This window comes from Pseudomonas sp. TMW 2.1634 (genome assembly GCF_001703595.1).
Lineage (GTDB): Bacteria > Pseudomonadota > Gammaproteobacteria > Pseudomonadales > Pseudomonadaceae > Aquipseudomonas > Aquipseudomonas fragi.
Genome location: NZ_CP016849.1, coordinates 5,370,021 through 5,392,864 on the forward strand (window position 1 = coordinate 5,370,021; position 22,844 = coordinate 5,392,864).

Annotated in this window: 29 protein-coding genes and 1 pseudogene; 25 read left to right on the forward strand and 5 right to left on the reverse strand. The window is 58.4% G+C overall.

Annotated features, from left to right (window positions below; all coding sequences use genetic code 11):
* The 23 genes and pseudogenes from BFC21_RS25580 (at window position 1) to BFC21_RS25685 (ending at window position 17,009) form a co-directional block, all read left to right on the forward strand.
* The gene (locus tag BFC21_RS25580) at window positions 1-1,020 is read left to right on the forward strand and encodes a phage major capsid protein, P2 family (protein WP_120266625.1); all 1,020 of its coding nucleotides are present in this window, start codon (window positions 1-3) and stop codon (window positions 1,018-1,020) included.
* Complete coding sequence (gpM, locus tag BFC21_RS25585) at window positions 1,017-1,736, forward strand: phage terminase small subunit (RefSeq protein WP_120266626.1); 720 nt, start codon at window positions 1,017-1,019, stop codon at window positions 1,734-1,736. The genes BFC21_RS25580 and gpM overlap by 4 nt, the downstream gene beginning before the upstream one ends.
* 99 nt (window positions 1,737-1,835) lie before the next feature.
* On the forward strand, window positions 1,836-2,297 hold the full coding sequence (locus tag BFC21_RS25590; protein ID WP_120266627.1) for a head completion/stabilization protein: 462 nt from the start codon (window positions 1,836-1,838) through the stop codon (window positions 2,295-2,297).
* On the forward strand, window positions 2,294-2,737 hold the full coding sequence (locus tag BFC21_RS25595; protein WP_120266628.1) for a phage tail protein: 444 nt from the start codon (window positions 2,294-2,296) through the stop codon (window positions 2,735-2,737). Before BFC21_RS25590 ends, BFC21_RS25595 begins: the two co-directional genes overlap by 4 nt.
* The gene (locus tag BFC21_RS25600) at window positions 2,727-3,407 is read left to right on the forward strand and encodes a phage virion morphogenesis protein (protein ID WP_120266629.1); all 681 of its coding nucleotides are present in this window, start codon (window positions 2,727-2,729) and stop codon (window positions 3,405-3,407) included. The genes BFC21_RS25595 and BFC21_RS25600 overlap by 11 nt, the downstream gene beginning before the upstream one ends.
* An 11-nt stretch (window positions 3,408-3,418) precedes the next feature.
* On the forward strand, window positions 3,419-4,537 hold the full coding sequence (locus BFC21_RS25605; protein ID WP_120266630.1) for a DUF2586 domain-containing protein: 1,119 nt from the start codon (window positions 3,419-3,421) through the stop codon (window positions 4,535-4,537).
* Window positions 4,538-4,543: 6 nt separating this feature from the next.
* The gene (locus BFC21_RS25610; RefSeq protein ID WP_120266631.1) at window positions 4,544-4,996 is read left to right on the forward strand and encodes a phage protein; all 453 of its coding nucleotides are present in this window, start codon (window positions 4,544-4,546) and stop codon (window positions 4,994-4,996) included.
* Window positions 4,996-5,208 (forward strand): TraR/DksA family transcriptional regulator, encoded by a 213-nt coding sequence (locus BFC21_RS25615; protein WP_120266632.1) that lies wholly within the window; start codon window positions 4,996-4,998, stop codon window positions 5,206-5,208. The genes BFC21_RS25610 and BFC21_RS25615 overlap by 1 nt, the downstream gene beginning before the upstream one ends.
* Window positions 5,205-5,411, forward strand: coding sequence for a hypothetical protein (locus tag BFC21_RS25620; protein ID WP_120266633.1), 207 nt, complete (start codon window positions 5,205-5,207; stop codon window positions 5,409-5,411). Before BFC21_RS25615 ends, BFC21_RS25620 begins: the two co-directional genes overlap by 4 nt.
* Window positions 5,408-5,932, forward strand: a complete 525-nt coding sequence (locus BFC21_RS25625) for a lysozyme (RefSeq protein ID WP_120266634.1) — start codon at window positions 5,408-5,410, stop codon at window positions 5,930-5,932. Before BFC21_RS25620 ends, BFC21_RS25625 begins: the two co-directional genes overlap by 4 nt.
* A complete protein-coding gene (locus BFC21_RS25630; protein WP_120266635.1) occupies window positions 5,929-6,411 on the forward strand; it encodes a lysis protein in 483 nt (160 codons plus the stop codon). The genes BFC21_RS25625 and BFC21_RS25630 overlap by 4 nt, the downstream gene beginning before the upstream one ends.
* A gap of 37 nt (window positions 6,412-6,448) precedes the next feature.
* On the forward strand, window positions 6,449-6,739 hold the full coding sequence (locus tag BFC21_RS25635) for a putative phage tail assembly chaperone (RefSeq protein WP_120266636.1): 291 nt from the start codon (window positions 6,449-6,451) through the stop codon (window positions 6,737-6,739).
* 20 nt (window positions 6,740-6,759) lie between these two features.
* Window positions 6,760-6,903: a hypothetical protein gene (locus BFC21_RS27890; protein WP_371914965.1), complete on the forward strand. Its 144-nt coding sequence runs from the start codon at window positions 6,760-6,762 to the stop codon at window positions 6,901-6,903.
* A 6-nt stretch (window positions 6,904-6,909) separates the two neighbouring features.
* Window positions 6,910-8,940, forward strand: a complete 2,031-nt coding sequence (locus BFC21_RS25640) for a phage tail tape measure protein (RefSeq protein ID WP_120266637.1) — start codon at window positions 6,910-6,912, stop codon at window positions 8,938-8,940.
* Window positions 8,937-9,254: a DUF2590 family protein gene (locus BFC21_RS25645; RefSeq protein ID WP_120266638.1), complete on the forward strand. Its 318-nt coding sequence runs from the start codon at window positions 8,937-8,939 to the stop codon at window positions 9,252-9,254. Before BFC21_RS25640 ends, BFC21_RS25645 begins: the two co-directional genes overlap by 4 nt.
* Window positions 9,251-10,423, forward strand: a complete 1,173-nt coding sequence (locus BFC21_RS25650; protein WP_120266639.1) for a baseplate J/gp47 family protein — start codon at window positions 9,251-9,253, stop codon at window positions 10,421-10,423. Before BFC21_RS25645 ends, BFC21_RS25650 begins: the two co-directional genes overlap by 4 nt.
* Window positions 10,420-10,935: pseudogene (locus BFC21_RS25655) on the forward strand (phage tail protein); the annotation flags it as partial. The gene BFC21_RS25650 and the pseudogene BFC21_RS25655, both read left to right, overlap by 4 nt.
* Window positions 10,936-11,107: 172 nt before the next feature.
* Entirely contained in the window at window positions 11,108-13,360 is a 2,253-nt protein-coding gene (locus BFC21_RS27895) for a phage tail protein (RefSeq protein WP_120266641.1), read from the forward strand.
* 8 nt (window positions 13,361-13,368) lie between these two features.
* The gene (locus BFC21_RS25665; RefSeq protein WP_120266642.1) at window positions 13,369-13,887 is read left to right on the forward strand and encodes a DUF4376 domain-containing protein; all 519 of its coding nucleotides are present in this window, start codon (window positions 13,369-13,371) and stop codon (window positions 13,885-13,887) included.
* Complete coding sequence (locus tag BFC21_RS25670) at window positions 13,884-14,810, forward strand: hypothetical protein (RefSeq protein WP_120266643.1); 927 nt, start codon at window positions 13,884-13,886, stop codon at window positions 14,808-14,810. Before BFC21_RS25665 ends, BFC21_RS25670 begins: the two co-directional genes overlap by 4 nt.
* Window positions 14,807-15,355, forward strand: coding sequence for a DNA-binding protein (locus BFC21_RS25675; protein WP_120266644.1), 549 nt, complete (start codon window positions 14,807-14,809; stop codon window positions 15,353-15,355). Before BFC21_RS25670 ends, BFC21_RS25675 begins: the two co-directional genes overlap by 4 nt.
* A complete protein-coding gene (locus BFC21_RS25680; RefSeq protein WP_120266645.1) occupies window positions 15,352-16,062 on the forward strand; it encodes a hypothetical protein in 711 nt (236 codons plus the stop codon). The genes BFC21_RS25675 and BFC21_RS25680 overlap by 4 nt, the downstream gene beginning before the upstream one ends.
* Window positions 16,035-17,009, forward strand: coding sequence for a hypothetical protein (locus tag BFC21_RS25685; RefSeq protein WP_120266646.1), 975 nt, complete (start codon window positions 16,035-16,037; stop codon window positions 17,007-17,009). The genes BFC21_RS25680 and BFC21_RS25685 overlap by 28 nt, the downstream gene beginning before the upstream one ends.
* A 59-nt stretch (window positions 17,010-17,068) precedes the next feature.
* Here BFC21_RS25685 and BFC21_RS25690 read toward each other — a convergent pair whose 3' ends face one another.
* The 3 genes from BFC21_RS25690 to BFC21_RS25700 all read right to left on the reverse strand — a co-directional run bounded on the left by BFC21_RS25690 (window position 17,069) and on the right by BFC21_RS25700 (window position 19,125).
* Window positions 17,069-18,481, reverse strand: coding sequence for a DUF2971 domain-containing protein (locus BFC21_RS25690; RefSeq protein WP_120266647.1), 1,413 nt, complete (start codon window positions 18,479-18,481; stop codon window positions 17,069-17,071).
* 54 nt (window positions 18,482-18,535) lie between these two features.
* Complete coding sequence (locus BFC21_RS25695) at window positions 18,536-18,778, reverse strand: hypothetical protein (RefSeq protein ID WP_120266648.1); 243 nt, start codon at window positions 18,776-18,778, stop codon at window positions 18,536-18,538.
* A 134-nt stretch (window positions 18,779-18,912) separates the two neighbouring features.
* On the reverse strand, window positions 18,913-19,125 hold the full coding sequence (locus BFC21_RS25700; RefSeq protein WP_120266649.1) for a hypothetical protein: 213 nt from the start codon (window positions 19,123-19,125) through the stop codon (window positions 18,913-18,915).
* Window positions 19,126-20,539: 1,414 nt separating this feature from the next.
* Between BFC21_RS25700 and BFC21_RS25705 the strand changes: the two genes are divergently transcribed.
* Complete coding sequence (locus BFC21_RS25705; protein WP_095004250.1) at window positions 20,540-20,767, forward strand: type II toxin-antitoxin system Phd/YefM family antitoxin; 228 nt, start codon at window positions 20,540-20,542, stop codon at window positions 20,765-20,767.
* Window positions 20,764-21,138: a type II toxin-antitoxin system VapC family toxin gene (locus tag BFC21_RS25710; protein WP_120266650.1), complete on the forward strand. Its 375-nt coding sequence runs from the start codon at window positions 20,764-20,766 to the stop codon at window positions 21,136-21,138. The genes BFC21_RS25705 and BFC21_RS25710 overlap by 4 nt, the downstream gene beginning before the upstream one ends.
* Window positions 21,139-21,478: 340 nt before the next feature.
* Here the strand turns inward: BFC21_RS25710 and BFC21_RS25715 are convergent, their stop codons facing one another.
* On the reverse strand, window positions 21,479-22,054 hold the full coding sequence (locus BFC21_RS25715; protein WP_088379590.1) for an HD domain-containing protein: 576 nt from the start codon (window positions 22,052-22,054) through the stop codon (window positions 21,479-21,481).
* Between the two features lie 105 nt (window positions 22,055-22,159).
* Window positions 22,160-22,717: a helix-turn-helix transcriptional regulator gene (locus BFC21_RS25720; RefSeq protein WP_088379285.1), complete on the reverse strand. Its 558-nt coding sequence runs from the start codon at window positions 22,715-22,717 to the stop codon at window positions 22,160-22,162.
* Window positions 22,718-22,844: the final 127 nt, after the last annotated feature.

Here is a 22,844-nt window from a genome sequence, read left to right on the forward strand (position 1 = left end):
ATGGGCCAGCCACTGAGCGCCAATGGCGCCAAGAAATACGCCGCGCTGCAGGTTGCGATCGCCGAAAGTTACGGTGTCGCGGATGCCTGCAAGACCTTCAGCGTGGAACCGTCCACCGCGCAGGAACTGAACGACGCGATTACGGCCAAAGCGGACTTCCTGGAGCGTATCAACGTCGTCCCGGTCACCGAGATCAAGGGCGAGAAAGTGTTTATCGGTGTCAATGGTCCGGTCACTGGCCGCACCAACACCAAAACCACCGATCGCGAAGCCAAGGACACATCGGAACTGGAAAACAGCCTGTATGAGCTGTCCTCGACCGAGTCCGACGTGGGCCTGCCCTATGCCAAGATCGATGCCTGGGCCAAATTCCCAGACTTCCAGGATCGCTATTCCGCAGCAGTGCAGAAGCGCATCGCCCAGGACCGCATCGTTATCGGTTTCCATGGCACGAGCGCCGCAATTCAGACCGACCTGGCTGCGAATCCGAAGCTTCAGGACGTGAACAAGGGCTGGCTGCAGCAACTGCGCGAGCAAGCACCACAGCAAGTGCTCAAGGAAGGCGACACCGCCGGCAAAGTCTTGTTGGGCGCTGGCGGCGATTACGCCAACCTCGATGCCCTGGTGCATGACACCAAGCAAATGATCGACGAGATCCTGCGCGAAGACGGTGACCTGGTGGCGATCATCGGTAGCGACTTGCTCGCCGCTGACAAAGCCAAGCTCTACACCAAGCAAGGCGATACCCCGACCGAAAAAGAGCGCATCGAAAGTGCTCAGGTCATCTCGACCTATGGCGGATTGCCGTCTTACAGCGTGCCGAACTTCCCGGTCAACGCGGTGATGGTCACCAGCTTCGACAATCTGTCGATTTACTTCCAGGACTCCAGCTGGCGTAAGCAGACGGTCGACAACCCGAAACGCTCCCGCGTCGAGGACTACAACAGCCGTAACGAAGGTTATGTGATCGAGCAGTTGGAAAAGATCGCACTGACTGAAAACGTGGAGCTGGTCGAGTGAGTCTGGCCCTGAAGCACAAGCGCCGCACCTTGGCCTTGGGGGGCGCTGCCTTAGTCGCTGCTGCAGCGGCACCGGTAGCGTATTCCCCTGCCGAAGCGCTGAGCAGCCCGGCCAATGCCCGCAAGCACCTGTTGCTGCAGGAAGCGGCACTGGACTTGGATCTGGAGCGCCTGAGCGCGCTCAAGAACTTGGCCAGTAAACAGGCGCTCAAGCGTGATGAGCTGCTACCCAAGTACCAGGAATACGTGCAGCGCTACTGCGAGTCGGGCATGAACTTCCCGAATCGTGTCCTGGTGCAGGTGATGGTCTGGCTGTTCGACACCGTCCAGTTCGAAGACGGCCTGGAGCTGGCCGACTTCGCCATTGCCCAGGGGCAACAGATGCCGGAGCGCTTCAAGCGCCGCGACATCCAGACCTTCGTCGCTGATGTCGTGAGCGATTGGGCTTATGCCGAATACAACGCCAACCGCAGCCCGGAGCCTTACCTGTCCGACCTGCTGCCACGCGTGGACGGTGAGTGGGATCTGACGGAGCAGATCCCGAGCAAGTACCACAAATTGATCGGCATGCGTGCCCAGGACGCTCAGGAGTGGGAAACCGCGATCAAGCATCTTGAGCGTTCAACCGAGTTGCACGCGGCGGCTGGTAACAACACCCGCCTGGATAAGTGCCGCAAGGCCCTGGCAAAACAACAGGCCACACCGGCCACCGAGTAACTGACTTCCCCCCCCGGCGAGAAACTGTGGATGTGAGCCAACCATTTATGGCCCTGACCCACTGAAACAGTTTTCCCGCCCCTATTTGAGCGACCAGCAATGGGCTTTTCAGGTAACCCCACCACATTCGTGGAGCAGCAGATCGAGAATGACGGCTTTTGGCCGAACCTCTCACTGGCTGAGTTCCAGAAGGTCTATCGCCTTCCAGGGGAATACCTGGTCGAGACGCTGGTCGATGGTTTGAGCGTGGCTATGGTCGAGGTCAATACGGACCTGGCCAAACTCAAAGCCAGATGGCAATCCGTAGGTGTGTCCAGCGTGGAATCTGCTGACCCTATGGTGCTGCCGGAGCGCACATTTCAAGCAGCGACGTACAAGCGAGCCGTGTATTGCCGCGCCAAGGCCAGTCTGCTGCCCCAGTTCGCCACCGTGACCCGTCGCGAAAGTGCCGAGAACACCGGGAAGGAAGAACCCGAGCGTCGTGAAACCTTTATCGCCTTCAGTCAGGCCTCTGTGCGTTCGCTGCAGGGTCGTGGCCGGATCACGGCGGCACTGCTGTGATCAAGCTGCGCGCCTTGACGGCGTACCTCATTCAGAGCCGCCTGGTGGCCACCGAACAGCTCGACAGTTGGACCGACCAGGTGCAGCTGGAATTGATCTGGAAACCCGACGTCGACGGCATGCATATGGGCGACATGAACTACAGCGCCACCATCGTGCTCGAGCGCTTCGCCGACAACCCGGCTCGTCTGATGGCCTTGGTCGGCAGTTGGCTGGAGAACAACGACGAGGACCGCGACGGCCTGCCTGCGACCGTGTTCGACATCACCATGCTCGACAACGACCTGGCCGACGTCGACATCAAGCTGCAGTTCAGCGAACCGCAATACCTGACCGAGGATCCGGACGGCGAGATCGAGGCCTTCGGTCAGACCTGGGCGTTCGTGCCGTTCGAGCTGTGGGTGGCCGAGAAGGGCGAGGTGACCGGCGATGGCGCGTAGCACTTTCGACCTGGACGTGCGTGGCCTGCTGGGTGCGGAAGAACAGCTCGCGCTGCTCAATCTGCCGCCGCAGTTACGCCGCCGGCTGCTGAACAACGTCAGCAAGCGCGTGCGCAGCCTGAGTCGCCAACGGATCCGCAACCAGCAGAACCTGGACGGCTCGCCGTTCGAAGCCCGCAAGGGTTCGGCCAAGGGCAAAAAGAAAATGGAAGCCGGCCTGGGCAAGCTGCTCGAGGTCACCCGCGTCAACGCTGACGAAGCCGAACTGGGCTGGCGCAACGCGCTGACCCGGTGGGTGGCATCGCAGCAACACAACGGCGTCTCCGAGCGCCGTACCGCTGCCCAGATGCGCCAGTGGAACAAGGTTCCCGAAGGCCTGGCCGCGACCGAAAAGCAGGCCAAGCGCTTGCGCCGTCTCGGTTTCAAGGTTCGTCAGGCGGGCAAAAAAACGCTCACACGCCCGTCCGTGGCGTGGATTAAAGAACATGTGAACTACGCCAAGGCGGGTCTGTTGATCCGCATCCTGGACGACCAACAAGCCGAAACCTCTGGTGCACAAAGCTGGGAAATCAAGCTGCCCAAGCGCCAGTTTCTCGGCCCTGGCACCGAGACGGAAACCAGCGCGCTGGTGAACCTGGTGCTGCAACAAATCCTTAATTCTCCCCGCTAACGAGGCACTGCATGTCACTCGGCAAAGTCAGCGTAAACAATCTCAACCTCGGCCAGGGTGCCGTGTCTGCGATCGAATGTTATTTCCTGTTCATCGGCCCTGGTGCGAAAAGCCAGGGGCAACTGATCCCCCTCAATACCGACAGCGACCTGGACGTGATGCTGGGCATTCCGGCCAGTGACCTGAAAACCCAGATCACGGCGGCACGCCTGAACGGCGGGGATCGCTGGGCCTGCCTGGCTGCGCCGTTGGCTGCCGATGGCAACTGGCAGGACGCACTGACCAAGGCGCAGCAACAGGGCTACTCCGTCGAAGCCGTGGTGATCACCAAACCAGTCACCACTGCCGCCGAATTGTCAGCCATGCACGACGCTGCGCAAGCCCTGCAGAACACCTATGGGCGTCGCGCTTTTGTCATTGCCTCGTCGGTCGGGATTGATGCCGCCGATCAGACCTGGTCGGAGTACCTGACCGAACAGAAAGCCATCGTGGAAGGCCTGGCCGCACCGCGTGTCATTTGCGTGCCCCAGCTGCACGGCAACGACTTGGGCGTGTTGGCCGGTCGCCTGGCCAACGCCGCCGTCAGTGTGGCCGACAGCCCGATGCGCGTGGCCACCGGCCCGGTACTTGGCTTGGGACCGGTACCGGTCGATTCCGAAGGCGTGCCGCTGTTGTCCGCGATCCGCTCCGAGCTGGATAAGGCGCGTTTTTCCGTGACCCAGACCTACACCGATTATCCGGGCGTGTACTGGGCCGACGGCAACCTGCTCGACACGCCGGCCAGCGACTTCCAGGTGATCGAGCACCTGCGTATCGCCGACAAGGCGGCGCGCCTGGTGCGTCCGCTGCTGATCCGCCGCGTGGCCGATCGCCGTCTGAACAGTTCGGCCAACAGCATGGCGGTGAATATCAGCGCCCTGATGGCCCCGCTGCGTGCGATGGCCAAGTCCACCACCTTCGCGGGCCAGGTATTCCCCGGCGAGATCGAGCAGCCCAAGGACGGCGACATCGTCCTGACCTGGAAGAGCAAAACCGCCGTGGAGGCCTTCATCAAGGTCAAGCCCCTCAACTGCCCGAAAGACCTCACGGCGAACATCGCCCTGGATCTTTCCAACGACGCAACGGAGTAACCCCGCATGGCTGCAAAGATTGGCGGCAAGAACTTCGACGTGAACCTGGGCGATCTGCTCGTTCACGTTGAGACCGGCACCATCGACATCACCGACAACAGCACCGTCGCGCAGACCAAGGGCGTGCCCAATGGCCATGTTGATGGTGACGTGGCTGCAGCGGGCGAACTGGAGCTGGACACCACCAACTTCAACCTGCTGATTGAGCAGGCGAAGACCGCTGGCAGCTTCCGCGAGCTGGAGCCGTTCGACATCGTGTTTTTCGCCAAGGCAGGCGACGAGGAACTGCGGATCGAAGCGTTCGGCTGCAAGGTGCGGATCTCCAGCCTGCTGAGCCTCGACCAGAAAGGCGGCGAAAAGAACAAACACAAGATCCCGTTCGACGTCACCAGCCCGGACTTCATCAAGATCAACGGCGTGCCGTACCTGTCCGCTGCTGAAATCGAGGGGCTGACCTGATGGTGTGCCCGTTCGACCGTGCCCAGGCGCTTGAGCTTCGGCAGCGCGAGCAGGCCATCAAGGCCGTGCTTGCGCGCAAGCGGCCGATCGGGCCGAGCCTCACCCATTGCGAGGACTGCGACAACGAGATTCCTGCAGCGCGCCAAGCGCTCGGCGGCATGACCCGTTGCGTCCCGTGCCAGTCCATTTTTGAACGGGAGGTTCGTCGATGAGCGCGAATCAAGCCGCCCAGGACACCGCCGTTGCGTTGGCAAAAGCGTCACCCGCGATCGGCGTAGCCGCCACCGGTGTGACCGGCGCCGTTGACTGGTCGGCGGTGGCCTACATGCTGACGGCCTTCTACATGGTGCTGCAGATCTTGCTCCTGGTTCCTAAGTACCGGCAGATGTTGCGCGATTGGAAGGTGAAGGGATGAACCTGCGCATGAAGATCGCTACCGGCGCGATTGCACTGGTCAGCGCCGGACTGATGACGTTTCTGGGCACCTGGGAAGGCAATGGCCAGAACGTCGTCTACGCGGACAATCTGGCACGTGGACTGCCCACCGTCTGCAAAGGCGTCACCAAGCACACCAGCCCGGTGCCAGTGGTTGTGGGTGAGTACTGGTCGGATGCCCGCTGCGCTGAAGTGGAAAAGCTGGTGGTCCAGAAGGGCCAATTGACCCTGGCCGATTGCCTGACCAATCAGCAGATCAGCCAGAACACTTTCGACGCCTTGAGCAGCCACGCGCACAACGTCGGCACGGCCAACACCTGCGCCAGTCGGGCCGTGGGCCTGATCAACGCAGGCCGCATCGCGGACGGCTGCAGGGCGCTGGCGTGGGCTCCGGATGGTAAACCGGTTTGGGCCTACGTCACGGACGCGCAGGGTCGCAAGGTGTTTGTGCCTGGCCTGTACAACCGGCGTCGGGCGGAAGCGGAGATGTGCCTCAAATGACCATCAGCCCACTGCGCCTTTTCCTGTTCCTGGTGATCACCGGTCTGCTGACCTGGTGCGCGGTTGACTGGGTCGCTGATCAGCGCGACGACGCCCGCCGTGAGCGCGACAGCGCCCAGTCCGAAGTCCAGGGCCTGCGGGAAGTCGCCCGCATCAGCGGCGAACAGCTCGCCGCACGTGAGCAGGTCGACCAAAAAAACACCGAGGAACTGAACCATGTACGCGCTGAAAACGATTCTCTGCGCCGCGATGTTGACGATGGCCGTCAGCGGCTGCGCATCCGTGCCACCTGCAGACCCGCAGTGCCCACAACCACCGGCGCCGCCAGCGTGGCTGATGCAGGCACCGCCGAACTCGCAGCAGACGCTCGATCGGATTATTTCTCTCTCCGAGATCAGCTCGCCCTAAGTCGGCAAATGATCCTCGGCCTGCAGGACTACACCCGGCAGTTGTGCCTACGCATGCCCGCCAATCCCTGATCAACATCCACCAAAACCCCTACAGACGGACTCTCCAATGACTGACGTAAACCGCGACATCACCCTGGAAATCGGCGACCAGGAATTCACCTTCCAGATGACCCCCCAGGTCGTGACCAAGTACTTCAACGCCACCACCCAGGCGAACAAGGTGGCTCCGGCCAACAACCTGCTGATGGGCACCGTCAAGCAGGAAGAGCGCGCCACGCTGAAACCCTTGCTGGCCAACCCGGTGACCGTGATGGAACTGGCCGGTGCGCTGCTTGAAGAGTACTCGCCGGACATCGACATCATCGTAAAAAAGTCCTCAGCCACGCTGAAGGCTTAACCAACGACGGGCTGGGCCAACTGCTGGCCCTAACCCACCGCTGGCTGCCGGGTGCAGAGCCCACGATCGAGAACATGGGCACGGCCAAGTGGCTGGAAGACGAATATTGGAAACGTATGGAATTTGCCGTCGCTAACGGCATTTCCCGTGCCTTCACCGGATAACCATCCATGGCTGACCGCAGCGCCCGCTTGGCTTTCATCCTCAGTCTGACCGATAAGGTCAGCGCGCCCCTGGGCAAGGTGAAAACCAGTTTTTCCGACCTGGCCACCCAAGGCCAACAGAACATCATGAAGATGGGCACCGGCCTGGCCGGCATGGTGGGCGCGGGCGTTGCCATTACCGAATCGCTGGAACCGGCGCTGGAAATGAACCGCGCCCTGGGCGAAGTCCGCTCGCTGGGCGTGGCTGAGGACGCGCTGAGTGCCCTCAATCAAAAGTCGCTGGAGTTCTCGGTGAACTACGGCGAGAACGCCCGCGACTTCGTGGCCTCGGCCTACAGCATCTCGGGCGCGATCAAGGGGCTTTCGGGCGACCAGCTGGCGACCTTCACCAACACCAGCAACCTGTTGGCCAAGGCCACCAAATCCGACGCCGAGACCATGGGCGCCTACGTCGGCACCATGTACAACCTGTTCAAGACCTCAGCCGATGCCATGGGCAAAAGCCAGTGGGTCGAGAAACTGGGCGGTCAGACGGCACTGGCGGCCCAGCTGTTCCGCACGGACGGCGCGCAGCTCAAGGATGCGTTCAAGGAAGTGGGCCAGCTCGCCACCACGGCCGGCGTCGATATCGCCGAGCAGTTCGCGGTGATCGGCACGCTGAGCAGCACCATGGAAGGCGGCGACGCCGGCGGCCTGTACAAGTCGTTTTTCGAGAACATCGGCGCAGCGTCCGAAAAGCTCAAGCTGAAATTCACCGAGCAAAACGGCCAGCTGATGCCGATGGCGGACATTCTGGCCAAGCTCGAGGGTAAGTTCGGCGACCTGACCAGCGCCGCCGCCGGCACCAAGCTGACCGAGGCGTTCGGCGGGGAAGGTGCACGGGTGATCAATGCCCTGGCCAAGGACACCGACCGCTTCAAAAACGGCCTGGATCAGCTGGGCAAAGTCCGCGGTTTGGAGAGCGCCGAGAAGATGGCCAAGGTCATGGTCGATCCGTGGCAACAGTTCGGTGCGGCCGTCCAGGCCTTGCGCATTGCCTTCGGCCAGGCGCTGATCCCGATGTTGACCCCGCTGATGGATAAGCTGGTCGGCGTTGCCGGCACGCTGACCCGATGGACCCAACTGTTCCCGAACATCACCCGCGTGATCGGCATCACCGTATTGGTGATTCTCGGCCTAACTGCCGCCATGGCCGCGATGACCTTCACCGTGGGCCTGGCCAAGATGGTCTGGCTGTCGCTGGTCACCATCTGGAAAGCCCTGACCTGGACGGGGTTTCGCAGCATCGCCATGTTCCTGGTGCACACGGTGTTGATTGCCGGCTTTGTCCTGGGCCTGGCAGCGCTCTACACCTGGATGGGTTTGGTCCGGGTCGGCATGTTGCTCTGGCAAGGCGCGATCTGGCTGGTTAACGCCGCCATGCTGGCCAACCCGGTGCTGCTGATCATCGTCGGCATCGTCGCCCTGGTCGCGCTGGTGGTCGCTGCAGTCGTCTATTGGGACCAATGGACTACGGCGCTGATGAACACCGCCGCGTTCAAGTGGATCGCCGGCCAGCTGCAGGCGCTGTCGGATTGGTTCGGCTCGATTGGCGGCTGGACCGGCATGGCCAGCGCCGCCTGGGACGGCATCGTCGCGATCTTCAAAAACGCGATCAATGGCCTAATCGAGATGCTGAACAAGATCCCCGGTGTGCAGATCGATGCGGCCTTTGGCGAGATGCCCAAAGCGCCGGAGATCCCCGGCATTTCCGCGCCCCTGGTCAATGCGCCGGCACCGCCGCAACTGGTCACCACGCCGCCGCTCACCGAACAAGCCGAGCAGGCACGTCAGCGCATGAACGGCGGCACGTCGGGCGGTCTGTCGCCGATGCGGCCGACGGCTGTGCCCCAGGGCGGCCTGTTGCGCAGCATCCAGAACAACAACAGCCAAACCCAAAACAGGGGCACGCATGTGGAGACCCTCAACATCAATACGGCCAAGCCTATGACCCCGCTGGAAGTTGAAAACATGATGAGCATGGCGGTGGGTGGATGAGCGAGTACATCGATCTGCTGATCGAGGACAACGACTTTGCCCTGGACCTCAGCCGTCAGCCGGTACCGGTGGAGGATCGCGCCTGCATCGCCCAGGACATCGGCCACATGATCCGCGAAAGCGGCCTGCTGGTGACCCTGGTGGCCGAGCGCAACCGCCTGAAACAGCGCGACTGCATCCAGCAGCTGGAACTGCTGGTGGAAGCCGACGTGCGCCTGGTACCCGGCACCGCCCGAATCACTGAGCTGGGATCCGGCCAATACCTGGTCACCGCGACCACCCTGCAGTTTGGCAACCTTGAGGTAACGCTGTGAGTGACGTGGACTTCAAACAGGCGCTGGCCGACGCTGGCATCCCGACAACCGAGGCCGCGCTTAAGGCCGCCTGGGAGGCCGAAGTGGTCGCCCAGGGCAGCAAGCTGGCCAACACCAGTGCGTATTCGCCGTTCTGGCGGGTGATCACTGCCCTGGTAACCAAACCGGTGCTGTGGATCCTGACCTTCGTCACCGGCACGGTGCTGCCAAACTTCTTTTTGAAGACGGCCACCAGCACCTGGTTGGACATGCTGGCCTGGGCGGTGAACGTCGAGCGCAAAGCCCCGACCAAGGCGATCGGCTCTCTGTTGTTCAGCAGAGCCACGACCGTGGGTTCGTTCGAGATCCCGATCGGCACCCGCGTGCAGTCGGCCACGATCAACGGCAACGTGTACGAGCTGGTCACCACGGCGATGGGCAGCTTTATCGAAGGCGCGTCACAGGTATCGATCCCCGTGATCGCCATCGATGCCGGCAGCGGTTTCAACCTGGCCCCGGGTTATTACGCCGTGTTGCCCGTCCCGGTACCGGGCGTTGTCCAGGTGGTGAACCTTGACGGCTGGCTGGCCACCCCGGGTTCCGATGCAGAGTTGGACGACGATCTGCGCCTGCGTGCGCGCAATCAGTTCAGCGCGGTCAACCAGTGGCACACCGACGCTGTGTACCGCGCCCTGATCGCCGCGTTCCCAGGCGTATCGGCCAATGGCGTGTACTTCGAGCATGGGGCCCCACGCGGCCCGGGCAGCGCCAATGCCTACGTGTTGTTCGAAGCGGATGCACCGGCGGACACCTACCTGCAGCAGATCAACGCCCGAATCATGGACGAGGGCAACCACGGCCACGGGGATTCCATGTTGGTCCTGGTGATGCCCGAGACCCAGCACGACGTCAGTCTGCAGGTCTGGCCGAAAGCCAATATCACTGCGCAGGGCCTGATTGATCTCAAAGCTGATATCGCTTTGTTTATCCGGGCAGCGTTCCGTGAAAGCACCGGCCGCGATTACACCCCGACGTTGACCTGGCCACAGTCGCGCTTTTCGTTTAGCCGACTGGTCGAGGAGCTGCACGAACAGTTCCCCAGCATCGAGTCGATGAAGTTCGGCAACGACGACATTATTTCGGCGCTGGCCATTCCCCGCCTGCGGTCGCTTGCGGTGGTGTTCGCATGATCAAACTCGAACTGCCGTTCTGGCTGGACGGCGAAGAGGCCACCAAGCTCAAGACCACCGCCCAGGCGTGGTGGGAGTCGGTCGAAGGCTGGCTGCGCTGGCCGCTGCTGCAGATGGATGCCGAGACCTGCCATCTGACCATTCTGGATCTGCTCGCCTGGCAGCGCGATATCACGCGCTTTCGTGGTGAGTCCGAGGCCCTGTATCGCTTGCGGGTGAAGTACGCCTTCGTCAACGCGGTCGACGCGGGTTCCGTTGCGGGTTTTCAGCGGATCTTCCAACGCCTGGGGATCGGTACCGTGCAGATCCTGGAGCGTCAGCCCGACCGTGACTGGGACATCGTCCAGCTGCTGCTGACCGACGAGCAACTGTCCGAAAACCCCGTGCTGCTGGACATGATCGTTTACCAGTATGGCCGGACCTGCCGCCGTTACGAGCTGGTGGGCACCTCGCGGGTAACGTTGGTGATTGGCGTCTATGACGTCAGCAACGACCAGATGTCCCTGACCGCTCGCTTCGACGACTTCAACACCGTGCAACTGCGCCTGACCACCCAGGAGTACGGCAACGACTCGCTGTCGGTCACGGCTCGCTTCGACGACACCCACACCGTCAGCGTTTCGCTGAACACCACCGAATTCAACCACGACCAGCTCACCCTGGTTACCCGCTAAGGAATCCCCAATGGGTGCAAGTATTACCCTGGCCGGCGAAAGCCTCATTTCGCAGAAACAGAGCAAGCGCGAAGCGCTGCTGGTGTCCAAGTTCATCCTGGCGAACGTGCCTGGCTTGGATACCACTTTGCCGGTGGACCGTGCAGCGGGTGTGCCGGTTGCGACAAACATCGTTCACAGCGTGCCGGTGACGCGTGAAGGTTACCTGGCCACCAATAAGGTCGTGTACAGCCTGATGCTGGGCAGCGATATCGGTGACTTTGACTTTAACTGGATCGGCCTGGTGTCTGCCGAAGACGTCCTGGTGATCGCGGCCTACGTCCCGCGTCAGCAGAAACGTAAGGAGATTCCGCCGCTGCAGGCAGGCAACAACCTGACTCGCAACATTATCCTGGAGTACGACGGTGCGCAGAGTCTGACCGGGATCAATGTGCCGGCCAGCAGCTGGCAGTTCGATTTCACTGCGGATTTCACTGCTATCAATTCACGGATCGAGCAGCTGCAGGTCGAACTGGATAACAAAGCAGATCTGAACGACGTAGCAGCGCCCGTATCGGTGAGCCTTGACGGGCCTGTCCTGGTCTACCCTGGCAGCTCCAACACCTTCAAAATCACTGACTTCAATCGCTTTAGTGCCTATACCGTCGCTGCCACCGTAGGCACCGCAACGATTGCTGCGGATACGGTAACACTGGCAATTGCCTCAGGCGCTGCAAGCGGGCTGACCACTTTGAAGGTCATCAGAGACGGGGCCGAATCAGTGTTCAGCGTAGCGATTGGCTCGGCGTCGATCGTCTCACCGAAGATCACCAGCCCGATCGCCGGGGCAACGGATGTCATCCTGGATCTGACGATCAAGACCACACCATTTCAAGTGTATCCAGTCGGGTACGACCGCCACGTTTCAACGCGCTATCAGGTAGCGACCGATGAAGCATTCACTGCACTTGTTTTCGACAAGACCAGTACCAGCGAGCTGGAGAGCATCCAGCTGAGCAGCTACGACGTGCTGCTGCAGGCTGGCAAACGCTACTACGCGAGAGCCTTCCATAACGGTGCGACACTTTCCTCCGCTAACCCGCAGGTCGTAGCGTTCAACACCGTCAGCTCCTACATCCGCAAACCGGCGATCCTGGCTCCAACAGATGGCCAAGCTGCCGTAAGTACCGGCGCGACGTTGAAGAGTGACGCATTCAGCGTTTACGGTGGAAATGACACCCACGTTGCAAGCCGATTCATGATTTCGACTGCAGCGGATGGCACCGGGATTGTCCAGGATAGCGGTTGGGTCAGTGCCAGCCTGCTCAGTTTTCAGCCCTCCAGCCGATTGCCGGAATCCACCAAGCTGTATGGACGGGTGAAATATCGGGGCCAAACCCTTGGGGAAACGGAATGGTCCGTGCCGATCGCCTTCACAACTGGGCGGTCTTTGAAGGGTACGTTCACTCAACTGCCAACCGGTCCTGCCACTCGCCTGGCCGCTGCAGGAGCTGTGATCAACGGCAAGCTCTACGTTCAGGGTGGACGCTATGACAGCATCAGCGGCTCAATGCGTGCTGACACTTGGGAGTTTTCACCCGTTTCGGCGACATGGAAGCAGATGACGCTCAGTCGAGCGCTGCAGGGGCACTCAGCCGTGGCAATTGGCGGGCTGATTTATTTTCTCGGCGGATCTTCATCCTCTGGCGGCAGTGGTGAGACTGATGCCCTGTGGTCGTATAACCCAGTGGGTGAGGTTGTTAAAGCGCTGGCACCGATCCCTAAAGGTGTTCTCTCTGGTCAACTAGCGGTCAATATCGGCGGGGAGATGTACGTTTTTGGCGGCGGTTTTACGAAAGATGCTTACAAGTACACACCTGCTACCAACACCTGGAAAGCGCTGCAAGCCGCGCCGACGAGCCTCTATAACGGATCAGCGACAGTAGTTGGTAAGAAAGCCTATGTATGGGCCGGCCAGGCTTTCTATTGTTACGACTCTGAAACCAACACCTGGACCACCAAGGCGACGACATCGGAGCTGAGTCTGTTTTACGGTCGCTCGCTGTTGACGATTGACGGCCTCGTTTATGCCCACGGTGGCTACTCAAGCAGCGTTTATACCAATCAACTCTTCAAATATGACCCTGCACTCGATACATGGGAGACGCTGCCCTCAGGTGCGGTGAGCCGCTATGGCTTCGTATTTGACGTGATTGACGGTATTGCCTACGCCTTCGGCGGCGCATCCGCCGGTTATTTGAACGCTTTCTGGAAAATTGCCTGAGGTCTGCCATGTACCAATTAGAAAGTTTCTCCGCAGACGGGGCTCTGGTCACGCATCTTTCAATGCCGTATCGGGCACTGTTCATCGCAGCTGATGAAGAAGAGGCCGACGCCATTGTGGTGGGGCTCAATAAGCCTGAAATGCTCCAAACCTTGGCTGCTATCCGTTACCAGGTGGAAACGGCAGGTCTGATAATGGATGACGGTCTAAAAATTCTCACTGACCGGGTAAGCAGGTCCGAGTTCTACAACAACTATGGAGCGTTGAAGGACGGCCTGATCCCCGATACTAACTGGAAAGCTGCGAACGAATGGAGGGTCTTCACCCTCACGGACATGGAGCCTATCGCCAAGGCTATGGCTGCACACGTCCGGGGCTGCTATGCGGGTGAGCGCCTGGTGGTGACAGCGATCAACGCCGCCGAGACGATGATTGATATCACCGCTATCGACATCGAAGTGCAGTTCAATGAGGCGCACCAGTCGGCTTTTGGCGAAGTCATGGGTATCGAGCAGGCAGCCGAATGAGCTGGGCACCGGTGACCATGCAATGGCCGATCGAGGCGACTGCCTGGATGGACCAGATGGGAGCGGCCAAGGACATGGCCACCGCCGAACTGGCAAGTACGGGTGCGCGCCTGACTAGCTTGGCGGATCAGGTCACCACCGATCTGAGTGTGATTGGCGCAGCGGTCAAGGGCGTCATTGCCAACGGTCGCGCCGCCCTGGACGGCCAGTTTGGCGAGATTCCCAAGTGCGTGGTGGTGACACCGTTTCAAAGCGGCGTCGGGCAGGGTACGGGCTACCAGCGCTTCCTGTCGGCTCCCAACCTGGTGCAACGCCTGGCGGACAAGCTCGAGGACAACACCGACGCGGCCAGACCGACCGGCGAGCAGTACGCCCTGGTGATTCTGTTCCTCGGCACGCGCTTCGACCAGATGGCCGGGGTGCTGTCGAAATTCAACGCGCTGATGCCGATCGGCGAGCTGCAGAAAGCCGAGCGTCGCGCCCAGCACCTGTTCGACCTGGACACTTCGAAGTGGGAACTGCCCAGCGCCGGCGCGTTGCCACGTTGGGGGGATTTGCCCCTGGAGCGGTGCACCGTGCTCAAGGAGGCCAGCGCCTCGATCAACGGCCAGTTGGCCCGCCTGGAAAGCTACGCGGCGGACAGTTCGCCACTGGATGACCTGGCCGAGCTGGCACAGCGCAAAGCCGAACAGGCCGTGGGCCAGGACTCGAAATTGAACGCCCTGAAAGACCTGCTGGCCGGTGGTACACCCAACACCAGCATGCAGGCGCGGTTGCTGGGACCAGGCGATGCCGGCGAACTGCGTAAACAGCTGCTCGAGGGCGACGGCGCACCAGGTCATGAATGGGTGTTGTCGTCGGGCGTGATGCTGGTGGGTTCCCTGAAGGGTCTGAGCTTTGTTCGCGAACTGGTGGGCCTATGACGCTGCTGCTCGATGGGCAACAAATCATCGGTAACCGCATGAAGGTGACGGCCAACCTCAAGATCGAAAGCGACGACATGTCAGGCCAGACCTCGGGCACGGAAAAGTCGCACAAGGGGTTCAAGCCCAAGACGCTGACGGTCGCGCTGACGATCCCTTACAAGCAGCTGACCAACCTGCGCACGCTGATGCGCCTGGCTGAAGGCACCGAAGGCGGTGGCCAGCTCAAGACCTATCGGATCGTCAACGACACCGCCGAAGCGTTTGGTATTCGCCAGGTGACGTTTTCCGAAGGCGTCAGCGCCCGTGAAGACGATAGCCTGGCGCAGTGGATCGTCCAGTTTACCCTGTCGGAAAAGCTCTCCAACCCGGAAAAGGTCGAGAGCCGACGCGCAGGTAACGCAGTGAAGTCGCAATCCGCACCAGGTGACGGCGTGGCCGGTACCAGTACCGGCGCCGACGGATCGAGCGGCGCCCCCCAGGAGCTGACCGGCTTCGAAGCCGTCCTGAAAAAAGTGGACTCCTACCTGGGTGGCACGCCATGAGCATGAAGCTACACAAGGTGCTGACGATCAATGGCGTCGTGGTGCCGCTGGTGAAAGACGAAGTTCGCCTGGAGATCAAAAGCCCAGGACGGGCGATGTTCACCATTCAGGCAGGGGCGGCGGTGCAAGGGCTCGTGACGCTCGACATCGGCTACAACGAAGCCGCCCTGCAGCGCCACTTCATCGGCTACGTCGAGCGCTGCACTGCCGCCAACGGCATCGAGCAGGTGGTGTTCTGTCGCGAGCTGGCCGCCGTGCTGGCCGGTTCGTTGCCGTTGAACCTGCGGCATGTGGATCTGCGCGCCGTGCTCACCGAGATCAGCACCAAGACCGGCCTGCGTTTTCGCGTGCCGGATCAGCCCTACACCAAGGTGAAAGCCCCGTTTTTCTACAGTCTGGCGGCGGGTTATCAAGCGCTGGACAGCATGGCGCGAGTGTTCGGCATCCCCGACTTTATCTGGCAGCAGCAGGGCGACGGTGAAGTATTCGTCGGCTCCTGGGCCGACAGCTTCTTTGGTGCTCTAGCACCGCTGCAACTCCCGGTCAGTCTGTTCGACGGCTACCAGGGCAATCAAAGTGCAATGGTCGCGGCTCTCCCCGGGCTACGACCAGGTGCAACAATCAACCAGGGCGAGCGGATCACCAGTGTCACGCTTGCCGGCACACAGATGGCCATCAAATGGACGACGCAATCAAGCGCAGCGTAGAGCGGCAATTCCCTGAACTCACCGGCGGTTACCACCTGCCGCGCTTTGCCCGCGTGGTGGGGGTGGCTGACGCGCCCACCGGCGCATCCTTGTGCGACGACTTCCGGCCACGTTATGCGGTCGACATCGAAGTACTCGGCCCGGACGGCGAAGTCGATCCTGATCTGCCGGAGTTGTGCGGCGTGCCGCTGCCACTGCCATCGGGCGGCGATGAGATGGGCATGTTTGCCTTTCCCCAGGAAGGCACCCAGGTGGTGGTGTGCTTTGCCTATGGCCTGCCGCACAAGCCCTATATCCAGACGATCCTGCCGCATGGGCTGAGCCTGCCCAAGGTGCCGAAGGGGGACCAGGTGTGGCAGCACAGTGATGCGGTGCAGCAGCGCGTCGATGCGGAAGGTAACTGGCTACGGCAGACCGATGGCAAGATCCGCGACCATTCGCTGGAGCGCGAAGTCGAAGCCCTGGGCAACCGCGAGAAGTACCAGAGCCATGACCAGGACGTGGAGAATCATTCCACCGAGGAAGTGGGTGGCATCAAGCGGATCAACGCCCTGGGCGCGCTCAAGCTCAATTCAGCCGGTGGCGCCACCTTTGCTGCCCTGGACGATATGCACCAGGCGACAGGACGGGATTACAACCTGGTGGTGGGCAAGACGCTCAACGCCGCCGTCAGCGGTGATATGCAAGAGAAGATCAAGGGGTTACGCAAAAGCGTGGCCGGAATCAGTCAGCGCTTGGTCGCGCCGAAAAATCATGTCGGGTCCGAAAGCGTCAACATCTTCCAAGTGCTGTGCGACACGCTGGACCTGGTGCAACTGATGGCTACTCAGATTGCAGTCCACGGCCACCCTCAACTCAACGCACCACCGGCTACAGCGGCAGCATTCACGGCGGACGCATCGAGTGCTGCGGAGCTGTCCGCGCCGCTTAAAGCCGTGACGCTTTAGACTCCGAACATAATCAGACAGTCATCACCGCCTGATACCTCCAAGTATCGGGTGATGATCTACTTGTAACGCGGTGCAAGCGCCCCAATGCGATCAATCTTAATACCCTGCATCTGACTGTCGTAGCGCGCCTGGTAGAAACTGAACGACGTTCTTCCTTGCTCCACGCACATCCGCTCAACTAAATTAATTATCTTAATTTTGTCATCTGCACGGGTTTTAATGCCAAAAATGATGCCCTCCAGGCTTTCAAATTCGTACTTTATGCATCTGTGGCGTGCATCAGGAGTATTAACGATGCTCAAGCGGTACTCCTTTTCTTTTAGCCAGTCTCGTGTCTTTATGGTGGTGCTCTTACTTCGGTTTAGATGGTACTCCTTACGCCACTCAGTTAAGTCAGTTATCATTCGCTCGTAGCGCGGACTTATCTCATCTTCATCATTAACAAACCACTCATTAAGGATTACAGGTTCTGGTAATTCACCTAAGGAGTTGAAGAAATCTATTTCTACAAAGTCTTCGTCGTAACTAATCTTATCAAAAGGCAGATCTTGCCAAGAAAATGATCTCCCTTTGGGGCCATAGCCACTCGGTGTATTTAATCGTAGTCTGCGGGTATTTGGTTCGCCTGATGTTTTAAACTTTAAGCACACAGCCGAATGGTTGTTTCCATAGGTGCCCCATATCGACGAATCAGTTGCCTCTGACATGAAACATGCAACGTACCATTCTGGAAAATTTAGTTTGGTGATGTTCTTGCAGTAATTTTCAGGAAAGTGTCGCGACAGGTCCAGCCATTTGTCAGCGGATTCAGCATGCCTTTCTTCATAAAGCAACTGAAATTTCGCTTGAGCAAACTGACTAATGATGTCTTGGTTAAGTTTCTCAATATGCATTCCACTTGGGTCAGGCGATGCAATTGCTTTGTTTATGGCGGTGAGAAATCTTGAACTGATATCCTCTATATCGGCCCTAGCCATGGTCTCGCCGTAGAGATCAATATATTCAGACGTATGTAGCGCAGATTGCACAATGCTGATAGCGATGACATGCAGTACTTGAAGATGACCCTCAAGCTCAGATCTTTTTACCTTGCGATCGTTGAGTGCAAGTGCACTTATATGTTTTGCCACAACCGCATCCGCGGTGAAATTCTTACGAAGACGATTGAATAGTTTTTTATGCGGCTCGCTTACGTGAGTCATACTCCTAATAATGTCCGGCTGTTCCTTTGCCTCACCCGTTACGATGAACGATATGTACGTGTGAGCAAGGCACGATATGTAGTGTCTAAGTTGGTTTCGCCAAAGTATATCGTCCCCCGCCCAAAATGCTTCGAAGTACCCTTCCAATGGGTCGTTGAGACTTTCCGGGCTCGCGAAGAATATGTACTGGCCCTCAAGTTCTCCTTGTCTTCCGTTTTTGCCCAGCAGGTTGTCAATGCTTCTGAATCTATACATGTACTCGGGCATCACGACTCCATACTTGCTGATGAGCTGCTAAAAATATTTAGACCCCAAGCTACATCAGGTCTCGCAAATTACGAACAACCTTTGCTTAGCAGCTATTTTGAAACCGAAATATAGCTCCTCGACTAACGCAGCAGGAGTCGCGCTCGCAGTCTCTAGGCCAAGCAAAAATCCTTCACTGACGTTCAGCGCCTGAGCCGTCTCAGCGACCTCTATCGCCGCAACCAGTCGGAATACCTCAGTACAACCACGGGTCGGCATTACCACGGCGCGCAGATCCACTTCTCGCTTGCTCAACATAGGCGCCTCCAATAAGCGAAAAGCCCGCAGATTAGGCGGGCTTTTCATTCGATTTTTGCGGCTAATATCGTCACCCTCTGATTATATGCCTTATCTAAAATTGTGAGAGTGATTATTCGATAGCTGTGAAGAAATTAATGAGGGTGTAGCGAGCTCCGAGCCGGCTTCGCAAGTGCATACAGCTCCTCGTATTGATCATTCGTTATCAAGTCCAGCGAGAGCAATGTATGCAACTGACCTAGCGCATAGGCAATGTCAGTTGGGCTGACTTCGCCATTCTCGGTCCTGAGGTCGGAGCGGATGGCGTTCAAGCGGTCAGCAACGGCGGCTACTTCGATATGGTGCATTGAGCGGATTCCTTCCGGTGGGTTGTATGCGGGGGAATGTCGAGCATCTGGCATTGGCTGTCAAATCCATTAAGGGAAAAAAAACAGCGGAAAAAGCACTTATCCCCCTCCCGCCGACGGGCTTTGCGTGATTTTTTTGTGCAAAGCCGGATGTAGTGCAAACGATCCTCCAGCCCAGGCGGGCCGTGGGGCTCTGCAGGGGATCGGTCATTGCACAAAGTGAAAGGTTTGGAAGAGAAATGAAGCGCGGTTGCACAGCAGTGCAGCGGGAGGTCACGAACGGGGAAATTCTGGAGTGCCCGGATTCATTGGGCGAAAAATCGGAAAACGTGGATTTTGATGGGTTTTCGAAAACGCGCTCGATCAATTACAGCGGGGAAATGCTCGTATGCGCCAAGAGGGACGTCCCCCTGTAAGCCAGGCGCCACGTGGCTTGCAGCATCATCGGGGCGTTTCACAGCATGACACTGGAAAGGAGGGCGGATAAGCACTTTTCAGGCGGGCGAGAAAGGGCTCTAAAAAGTGCTTTTTCAGGAAGTGGTGCAAAACATGGTCAGGAAGGTCAGGTAGGGTGACCAGTAGCCCTCAAGCCCTTGCAGGCCGTGGCTTTTAGTACCTGACCGTGAGTAGGTCGGGTAAGGTATTTAAAAAGGTCAGGATAAATAAACCCTTATAAATCAATGGTTTGACGGAGGTCGATATAACCTCTCCAGATAGTCCAGAACATACTCAAGCTGACCAAGAGCAGACCAGTGGAAAACATGCTGAAAGCTATGTATTTAAAGGGTTTTATAGATATAGATAAGAAACCTGACCTTTATTACCTACTTCAAACCACCAACCTGAATTTTCATTTTCACCCCAGATAGCCCTGTCCCACACCCAAGCCACTCACGGTACGGCTATACCTCATGGGACAGCCATGGGACAAAACTCGCGATCACCGCCTGGCTGCAGCCCTTATAAACCGGGGGGTGGGCTTCGTAAAATGCAGATCGGGTGCTTTCGAATCTCTCCTTCACCGCCACATTAAGTAAACACAAACCCCTGATTTTCCTAGAGAAAGTCGGGGGTTTGTGGTTTCTGGCGTCTGCAAAAGGGTGATGTGGGGCTGGAATGGGGCTGGCGGCTGTTTTTGTAGCGTTGATTAACCCTGATATACAGGGCAGGTTGGCTGCAGATTTAGTGCGTGTTGCAGGATAGCGACACTACCTGAACAACGGGCCCTGAATATTTTTTGTCGGTTGATTAATGTTGAGCTGCTACGTATCAGCTTTGGCGCGCACCGTCGTCTCCTACCCCGCCTGCGGGCTTTAGCAGCGCTGCCCGCAGGCGGTTGCAAACAGGTCGATTTTACTTAGTCCATGCATTGGACTAGACTAACCTCATTAACCAACCATTGGGAGGTAGCGACATGCAGACCCACAACATCCATGCAGCGAAAACGCACTTCTCGCAGCTTGTGGATGCGGCAGCGGGCGGGGAGACCATCATCATCGCCAAGGCAGGCGTGCCAGTGGCCAAGCTGGTTCCGATTACCGCCCCCAAACGTCGCGGGATGCTCACAGGTGTAACATTCAACGCCGAGGCTTCGGACGCTCTGGATGCTGAAATAGCGGATATGTTTGAGGGCAAGGCATGAGGTTATTGCTCGACACTCATATCCTGATCTGGGCAGCTATCGGCGACGAAAAGCTGTCCAAGGCAGCGGCCCAGCTTATCGACGATGAGGCCAATACCCTATATTTCAGCGCAGCCAGCATCTGGGAACTGACCATCAAAGGCGCCGAGCGCACCGGGGTCATTCCAGCTGTGCTACGCAAAGTGTTGTTAGATGCGGGCTACCTTGAATTGCCGATCACTTCTGATCACGGGCTGACTGTAGGCAATCAGCCGAACCATCACCGCGATCCCTTTGACCGCATCATGGTGGCCCAAGCGCTTGCAGAAGGTATCAGCCTGGTGACACACGACAGCGCCATGCACGCTTACCCTCACACGATCATTGTTTGACCTGTGCGTTACCGTATTACCAAGCCGCCTATCGAGGCGGCTTTTTTACGGCTCGCAACAAATAGAATTGTAAACACACCTTGTGAGGCTGCCAGTACGAGCTCACAACGCTTCTCGTCAAAGTGCTGATGGAAGTCAGTCGCACTTTGACGCCACCCATACAGGCTGCTGGGCTTTCAGGAAGAGGCTGTCGGATGACAATGTTGACTCGCTTCGAGGTAGTGACGTGCTTCATGCCCTGGCGCGCGCCGTCGTCCCCCCACCTCGCCTAGGTCGCTTGCAGGGACACCCGACGTCCGCCTCGTTCAGGCGGGGGTTCTTGACGATGCTGTGAGCTTGTTTATTTTGGATTCAAAAGCATATTAGCTTTGGTTTCTTCGTCGATGATATTGCGAAGCGCCTCGAATAGAGGGGCGGCATCTGTGTATTTTTTGCCATAGGCAAGATTGAATTCGTAATCGAAGTCCGGTGGGTTCTTGCCTTGGTTGTGCTGAAGCATTGTTTCCAACTTATCTAGCGCCTTGACGGCTACCGCCTCTGGTGACAAAGCATTTTCGTAGTCGTCCCAAAGTGCCAATATCTCGGCTTTTAATGATTCATCCAGAGTATTGGTCAAGAGAATGAGGTCGTTCCGCTCTTGCTCGCTCTTGTTGGGAAACGAATCTTTATTGACCGCGGGAATGTCACCGCTGATGGCCTCTCCCAAGTCGTGAATGACACACATCTTGAGCATTTTTAACCTGTCGAGACCGGTCAGGTAATCTCCAAAGACGACGGCCATCAGGCATAAGCGCCAGCTGTGCTCTGCCGTGCTTTCGGTTCGCCCGGAAGAAGTGTGCGCGCTTCTAAGTACATCCTTGAGCTTTTCCGCCTCGCGTAGAAATTCGAGGCGCCCTTTGATTTTTTCGATGTTCATGAACACCTCTGACTCTGTGGGCCGGACAGAAGGTCCGCTCACCTGGTTCAGCCAGACTAGATCTCAAGATGATTAGCGTCTACGCATAAAATATGCAGGGTGCAGTCAGAGCGACTCAACCAGGCGTGTTGTTGCTCCGTCCGAAAGGGGGATTCGTGTCCAGCGACATAAGCTTTGGCTGATCGGAACAATGGACGAATGATTGTCGCCCGTTAGAAATTCCAGCGCTGGGGGTGCGAAGGCTTCCCGCCAACCCAATCTATCCAGGTCAGCTTCCATGCTAATAATAGTTGGCGTAGCGAAGCGCCATAAAGAACTACCCAGCAGCTCGCTGACAGGACTTGCGAACTGGGCTGCTCGCGAAGATGAACAAGCAAGCAAACGGTGCGTCAAATCACAAATGAGATGAACGGGGCGCGAGCTTTCACGAACCATTCGGCCCAGCGCATGATCTGCGGCTGTAGTGAGGCGAGCAGCCAGCAACTTCTCAAGCTTTTCGTGTGCGAGGGAATCCAAATCCAGTACGCCACTTTCCCAGCGAGAGATAGTCGATTGGGTAACACTAAACAACTCTGCGGCATGGGATTGTTTGACGTGGTGCAAGAGGCGCCATCGCCGGAGCATGACTCCAGGTAACGATGGTTTTAGCAACATATCAGGCATATTGAGTTACAGAAAAAGTGGGAGTCTTGGCGAGTTTGATCTGCGCGAGCCCTGCATGCAAATTGCCTGGATAGGTGGAAGCTGGATCGACGCGCCAGCAGACAATGTCTTTTACGGAGCTGCTCGT